Source organism: Dankookia sp. GCM10030260 (genome assembly GCF_042666655.1).
GTDB lineage: Bacteria > Pseudomonadota > Alphaproteobacteria > Acetobacterales > Acetobacteraceae > Paracraurococcus.
On record NZ_JBHTDE010000025.1, the window covers coordinates 22031 to 29511 of the forward strand.

The following is a 7481-nucleotide window of genomic DNA, read 5'->3' on the forward strand; positions in this document are numbered from 1 at the left end:
CAGGCCTTTTCCGAGTGGTACCAACTAGCCGGCCGGACCTCCCGGCAGGCGGCGCCGCACCCGGACGCGGTGCGGCAAATCCTCTGTCGCCGCGCAGCGCAGGTCGGGCTCACGGTCTCCGGGCTTGAGCGGCTCTCGCCGCATAGGCTGTTTGCCGGCTTTATCACCGGAGCCTACCGCCAGGGTGCCCGCGACGGAGAGATTATGGACCACACTCACCACTACAACCTCAGGTCCGTGCGCGGCTTTGTCCGCCGCGGCAAGCTGCTTAGCGAGAGGCAGGTCAAGGAGTTCGGGCTGCGAGGGCTGCGGCCAGGATGGGGAAGGGCAATGCACCCGCCGCGGACGACAGGATCCTTGTCCCGCCGCACACGGCCCGGCTGAACAACCACTTCTTGAGCGTCAGATCTGACACTGCCTTCCACTAATAGAACTCATACTATTAAGTGGAATTGCATTTCTGGTTATGATGTATGCCGTCCTTTGCGTCTGGCTGATTGCCGAAGACAGGGATGTGGACCTCATCGATGCGTACATCTTTGGTTAATCAACTGGCCATTTTCGTGGTGTCATTCCTGAGAACTGCCGCTCTGGCGGTATGCGCAAACCTAACACTTGCATTGTTTGCGCCTCATGCCGGCCAAGCCGATCCTCGTATAGAACTCGATGTGGTCGGAGGTCTCGGCGGCGTACAGCAGTATGACACCCATGAAGCGCCGTTCTGGACCCGCCGCGTGCCGGAAATCACGGCCGGCCAAGTGCATGTGCAGATCGTTCCATTCGACCGTAGCGGCATCCGCGGCCAGGAAATGCTGCAGCTGCTGCGCCTCGGGGTGGTGTCGTTCGGCAATGTCCTGCTGGGTCTGGCGGCGGCCGATGAGCCCGAGCTAAATGCCATCGACCTGCCGCTGCTGAGCCCGGACATGGGGGCGCTGCGCCGCACCGTCGCGTTGTGGCGTCCCAGGCTCGAGACGCTGCTGCAGGAGCGCTACGGCCTCGTCCTGCTCGCCGCCTATACCTCCCCGCCGCAGGTCGTGTTCTGCAGCAAGGCCTTCGGCGGGCTCTTCGACCTGGCCGGGCGGTGCATCCGCACCTCCTCGGTCGGCCAGTCGGAACTGGTGACGGCGCTGGGCGGCATCCCTGTCATCATCCCCTTTGCCAAGATCGTCGCCGCAATGCGGACCAGCGTGGCGGATTGTGCCATCACCGGGGCGCGGTCGGGCAATTCCATCGGGCTGCACAAGGTTTCGACGCATCTTTCCCGCCTCGGCGTGAGCTGGGGTGTCAGCGTCTTCGTTGCCAACCAGGCAGCCTGGGACTCACTGCCCGCGGAGCGGCAGGCGGAGCTGCGCCAGGGGCTGGCCAGCTTGCAGGACGAGATCTGGAACGCAACTGAACAGGAGCGTCAGGACGGCTTTGACTGCAATGCCGGCCGCCCGACTTGTGCAAGCGGCCGGCCGGGTCGCATGACCGTCGTCGAGGAGGGCTGGCAGGATGACGCGCCGCGGATCAAGCTGCTGAACGAGGTCGTGCTGCCCAATTGGGTACGTCGCTGCGGCGGCGATTGCGCCGACGAGTGGAACCGGCTGATGGCGCCGGAGCTCGGCATCCGGGCGAAGGCGCGCTGAGCGGTGCCGGCCCGGAATTCTCGGCACGCGATCATCTTCGTCGCCATTGTGGTGCTGTTGGTGATCGGCTGCGGCACGGCGCTGTTGCTCGACCGGATGCGGCAGACAGCGCGCGAGGCGGCGAATGGAGTGGTACAGCGCGCCGCCTCGGTCGTGGAAAGCACGGTCAACCGCCTGTTTCTGCAGATCGACGGGACGCTCGCAAGCCTGCCTGGCCTAGTCGGCCAAGTCGCCCAGTCCCGCGATTCAGACCCGGAGGAAGTGTCGCGCATCCTCCGCAGCATCAACTTCCAGAACCTCAACTTCCGCGATTTGCTGTTGGTCCGCCCAGATCGCATCGCCTGGGCCAGCGCGCTGGCCTCGTCGCGGGGCCGGCCCTTGCCGATCAGCCTGCAAGATACCGGCCCAGCCGTGCGGTCCGGCACCGTCAGCTTCGTCGGCCCGGTGCAAAACCCGACGACCGGAGAATGGGCGCTGTTCGTCGTGCGACCCGTGCGGCTGCCGAACATGGGTATGCTTTACGCCGCAGCGGAGGTGCCCGTTCCACTGATCGTCACGCTGCTCAATCCCGCCGCCGAGGTGCCGGGCCTGCGCGTCGCGGTAACCCATACGGATGGCAGGCTGCTGGTCGGCTTGCCGCATAACGAGCCGCGCTTCAGCCGGCAGGTGGCGGAGAGCACAGGGACGAGCGAGGCGGTTACATCGGCGCCCTCCATCGCGGAACCACCGTCGCTGATCTCGGCGGCGCGGCCGACGCTCTATCGCACCATTGGCATCGCCGTCACGCTGGACACCACGGTCGGCGGCAAAGAGTGGGAGCGCGATCGCGACAGGCTGATCGCCGTCGCGCTCGGCGCCTCGCTGGTCGTGCTGGCGCTAACTTTGGCAGCGCTGCTGGTAGTGCAGCAACGCGAGCGTACCCAGCGCGAACGCAAGCGCGCCCAGGCAACGCTCGAGAGCGCCATCGACTCTATGTCGGACGGCTTCGTCATGTTCGACGCCGAGGACCGGCTGGTCGTCTGCAACCAACGTTATAAGGACCTCTACGCTATCAGCGCGCCCTTCATCGCGCCGGGCGCCACCTTCGAGCACATCATGCGGGAGGGCGCGCGGCACGGCCAGTACCCTGAAGCTGGGGACGACCTGGAAGGCTTCGTCCACGACATGGTCGCTTGGCATCACGGCGACCACCCGCCGATGGAACGACTGCTGCCGGACGGCCGCTGGCTGCTGATTACCGAGCGCCCGATGCCGGATGGCGGCACCGTTGGCATCAGGACCGATATCACCGCCCAGAAGCAGGCGATGCGCGAGCTGGCGATCGGCGAGCGGCGCTACAGCGCGCTCGCCAAAGCGGGCGCGATCGTCACCTGGCATGCGAGTGCCGACGGCACCATCCTGGAGGCGCCGGGCTGGGCCGCTCTAACCGGGCTGCCCGACGCGGCGCTGCGGGATGGCCGCTGGCTTTCAGTCATTCATCCGGAGGACCATGCAGTGGTGCTGCCGAACTGGGCCGCGGCCGCCGATGCGAACGGCTCGGTCGACATCGAGTTCCGCATTTTGACCAACAGCGACTGGCGCTGGATGCGGGTGCGCGGGGCGCCGGTGTACGAGCCGCAGCAGAGTGAGCCCTCAGAATGGGTCGGCACCATCCACGACGTGCACGACCGCCGCGCCGCCCAGGCGGCACTGGCGGAAAGCGAGGCGCGCTTCGTCCGCGCCATCTCGGCTGTCGGGATGGGCACCTGGGACTGGACCCTGGCAACCGACGTGCTCCACCTCTCGCCCGGCTACGAGACGCTCTACCAGAAGGAAGAGGGTTCCCTGCCGACAGGACGTGCCGCGGCCGATGCGATGCATCCGGACGACTTGGCTGCGGTGACGGCAGTAATTGATAAGGCGCTGGAGGGCACCGAGAGCGACAGCTATGATATCGAGTTTCGCGTCGTCAGCCCGGACGGCAGCATCCGTTGGCTGCGCATGCAGGGCCGGGCCGAGCGCGACATCACCGGCAAGGCAGTCCGCATAAGCGGCGTGACCCAGGACGTGACCGCCAAGCATGATGCCGAATTGCAGATGGCCCACATGGCCCAGCACGACGCGCTGACCGATCTGCCGAACCGAACAATGCTGCGCGAGCGCATGGATGCCGCAGTGGCGGATGCCAAGCGGGGCAATGCGAGCGCGATCTTCTGTCTCGACCTCGACCGCTTCAAGCAGGTGAACGACACGCTGGGACATCCGATCGGCGATGCCCTGCTGCGGGCGGTCTCTGACCGCATTCTGAGCTGCATCCGCAAGGCCGACATGGTGGCCCGCATTGGCGGCGACGAGTTCGCCATCGTGCAGTCGTCGGTCAACCAACCGAGCGACGCCAAGGCGCTCGCCCAGCGGATCGTCGCCGAAGTCAGTCAGCCATACGAGATTGAGGGCAACCGCATAGTCATCGGCACCAGCCTCGGGATCGCCGTTGCGCCACAGGATGGGATGGATTCCGACCAGCTGCTGCGCAGCGCCGACCTGGCGCTGTACCGGGCGAAGACGGACGGGCGCGGCACCTACCGCTTCTTCGAGCCGGAGATGAACATCCGTATGCAGGCCCGGCACGAGCTGGAGACCGATCTGCGGCGCGCCCTGCTGCAGCAGGAATTCGAAGTCTTCTACCAGCCGCTGATCGATATCCGAACGCATCAGGTCTGCAGCTTCGAGGCGCTGCTGCGCTGGCGGCATCCGGTGCGCGGGCTGGTCGCGCCCGATAGCTTTATCGCGGCGGCCGAGGAACTCGGCCTGATCGGCCAGATCGGCGAGGTTGTGCTAGCCCGCGCCTGCGCCGATGCGACGCACTGGCCCGACAGCATCAAGGTCGCGGTCAACCTGTCGCCGGCGCAGTTTACCGACCGCGGTATGATGAGCATGATCATGGGATCGTTGCACCGCTCGGGCCTGCCGCCGGATCGCCTCGAACTCGAGATTACCGAGACCCTGCTGCTACAGGAAAGCGAGAACGTCCTGGCAATCCTGCATCAGCTGCAGGCGGCGGGGATCACCATCTCAATGGACGACTTCGGCACTGGTTATTCCTCGCTCAGCTACCTCCGCAAGTTTTCCTTCCGGAAGGTCAAGATCGACAAGTCCTTCATCCGCGATCTGTGCAGCGACGCTGGCAACGCCGCGATCGTGCGCGCCATCCTCGATCTGTGCCGTACACTCGGCATCAAGACGACAGCCGAGGGGGTGGAGACTGAGGACCACTTGGCTTGGCTGGACGCAGCGGGCTGCGTCGAGGCCCAGGGTTTCCTGTTCAGCGCGGCACGGCCAGCCGCTGAGATCCCGCTGCTGCTGCAAATGATCAACGGCACACCCATGGCAGCCGTCGCCTGATTTGAACCCTTTGCAGGAGTGCCTATGAAGAAGTTCGTAAAAAGCTGTACGCGATTACATCCTTGGCTGGGTCTGCGTGACAAGACGGCGTGAGATGATGGAGATCATCGCAATCCAGATGTGCTTAGCAAAGAGACTGGCGGCGCGGTCGTAGACGATGTTGAGCCGCCGGTAGCGGCCGAGCCAGGCAAATAGCCGCTTGGCAACTCACTTGACACCGTTCGGCAGGAAGCGGCCCGTCCCGTATGCCGGCGGGCGAGATGGAGACATGGATGTCGTGCGAGCGCTGCCGTGGCGAAGGGTGGGCCCTTGAAGCCGTTACCGCCGAGGAGGTCACCTTCGAAGCCAAGCGCGGCCAGCTGCGGCAGCATTGGCAGAACGCCCGCGCGGTCGTCCCTGTTGGCCGGTTGCAGTTCGGGGGCGAGCAGCGATCCATGCTTGTCACGGTTGTGTTGCAAAGTTTGCAGTGGGCCGTGAATGGCTCCAGCAGGAGGTAAATCAGGCAGCGACGTCGAACAACTCGGCGACGAAGGTAGCTTGGGCCTGCATGTCGCGTCCGCCAATCCTCCGTACCTGGCCCAGTGACCGCGAAGCTGTGCAAAATGGCCATGTAGCATGACGGCCAGCGGGCCTTCCCCGTAGCCTCTCGGTGGGCACGGCGGGGGACGGACATGCGGCGGGACGGGGTGACGGAGGATCTCGGCGAGGCCTGGACCCTCGGTAAGCGCTGGTTTGGGGCCCTTCACTCGGCAGCTTGACGCTCGGCTGGTTTCTCTGGGGCCCAGTGCCACGGCATGAGTTCGTCGATTCGGCTTTGCGGCCAGCCATTGACGAGTCGGGTGAGCAGGTCGGTAAGGTAGACCTGCGGATTGACGTCATTGAGTTTGCAGGTCTCGATCAAGGACGCCATGTCGGCCCAGCGGCGGCCCCCGTCATCGCCTGAGGCGAACAACGCATTCTTGCGACTCAGGGCCAGCGGCCTGATGGTGCGCTCGACCGTGTTGCTGTCGATCTCCGCACGTCCGTCGTCGAGGAACCGCTCGAGGCCGGTTCGGTGGTTCAGCGCGTAGCGGATGGCCTGTGCCGTGGGGCTGCCGCCCGGCAGACGCGCGAGCTGCTGTTCGAGCCAGGCGAACAGGTCGGTGAGCAGCGGCTTGCTGCGAGCCTGCCGGGTGGCGCACCGCAGCTCGGACGGCTTGCCACGGATCGTCTCCTCGATGGCATAGAGGGCGGCGATGCGGCGCAACGCCTCCTCAGCGATCGGCGCCGTCTTCTTCTTGGTCAGGTCGTAGAACTCGCGGCGCACATGGGCCCAGCAGTAGACGAGCGTGGCGGCCGCGCTGCCGTCCTTCGGCGCGGCCAGGCTGTTGTAGGCGGCGTAGCCGTCGCATTGCAGGAGGCCGGTGTAGCCCGCCAGCAGGTCGCGGGCATGCTCGGCACCGCGGCCCGGCGCGTAGTGGAACACCACCGCCGGCGGTTCGGTGCCGCCCCAGGGCCGGTCATCGCGCGCGATTGCCCAGGCATACCCCTTCTTGGTCTTGCCCCGGCCAGGGTCGAGTACCGGCATGCCAATCTCGTCGGCGAACAGCCGCACCGAGCCGTGCAGGATCTCGCGCAAGCGCGCCACCACGGGCCGGATCTCGAAGGCGGCCGCGCCTATCCAGCCGGCCAGGACGTCGCGGCCGATCTCGATGCCCTGGCGCGCCAGGGCCTGTGACTGGCGGTGCAGCGGCATGTGGTCGGCGTAGCGTGCCACCGCGACATGGGCGACCGCCGCCTCGGTCGGCATGCCGCCCTCGATCAGGCGCGCCGGGGCGGATGCCTGCACGACGACGCCCGGGCAGGCCCGGTAGGCGAATTTCGGGCGCTTGGTGATCAGGGCACGGAACTGCACCGGGATCACGTCGAAGCGCTCCGCGGTGTCGCAGCCGATCTCGACCATCGCACCCCGGCAGCACGGGCAGGCGGTGCTTTCGGGCATGAGCACCTGCTCGATCCGCGGCAGATGCGCCGGCAGCCGGCCGCGCCCCTTCCGGCGCCGGGCGGCGTTCTTCTTGCGCAGGTCGGGCGAGCGCTTCTCGGCCTCGGCGTCGTTGCTGGCGAGCGAGGCCTCGGCCTCCTCGAAGGCGAACTGCAGCTGGTCCTGCGGCAGCCGCTCCGAGCGCGGGCCGAACTGCATGCGGCGCAGCTTCTCCAGCAGATGCCGCAGCCGCTCATTCCGCTCCGCCAGCGCATCCCGCTCAGCGGCCAGGCTGTCGCGTTCCGCGGCGATGCTGTCGCGCTCGGCCAATGCGGCCAGCAGCATCGCCCGCAGCGCCGTGGGATCCTCCGGCAGGGTCGGCGTGTGGCCCAACTTGAACAGTCCCCGTTGGGAGTCCGTTGGCAAGTGGTTGATTTTGCGCGGCCTGCTGCCTGATTCCCCGGAGTTTGGCAAATATGTAGTGCCACGAACATGGCGAAAAATGGCTTGAA

Annotated in this window: 3 protein-coding genes; 2 read left to right on the plus strand and 1 reads right to left on the minus strand. The window is 66.3% G+C overall.

The window, feature by feature from the left end; genetic code table 11:
• The first annotated feature begins 512 nt into the window (after positions 1-512).
• Together ACFQS7_RS28400 and ACFQS7_RS28405 are read left to right on the plus strand one after the other, a co-directional pair.
• Positions 513-1628: a TRAP transporter substrate-binding protein gene (locus ACFQS7_RS28400; protein ID WP_380070522.1), complete on the plus strand. Its 1116-nt coding sequence runs from the start codon at positions 513-515 to the stop codon at positions 1626-1628.
• Between the two features lie 3 nt (positions 1629-1631).
• Positions 1632-5009, plus strand: a complete 3378-nt coding sequence (locus tag ACFQS7_RS28405; RefSeq protein WP_380070523.1) for an EAL domain-containing protein — start codon at positions 1632-1634, stop codon at positions 5007-5009.
• Positions 5010-5751: 742 nt separating this feature from the next.
• Here ACFQS7_RS28405 and tnpC read toward each other — a convergent pair.
• Complete coding sequence (gene tnpC, locus ACFQS7_RS28410) at positions 5752-7314, minus strand: IS66 family transposase (RefSeq protein ID WP_380070525.1); 1563 nt, start codon at positions 7312-7314, stop codon at positions 5752-5754.
• Between the last annotated feature and the right edge of the window lie 167 nt (positions 7315-7481).

Bases quoted from the DNA above. Each gene is read 5' to 3' on its own strand.
- ACFQS7_RS28400 (WP_380070522.1), top strand. From the start codon at position 513: ATGTGGACCTCATCGATGCGTACATCTTTGGTTAATCAACTGGCCATT.
- tnpC (WP_380070525.1), bottom strand. From the start codon at position 7,314: ATGCTGCTGGCCGCATTGGCCGAGCGCGACAGCATCGCCGCGGAACGC.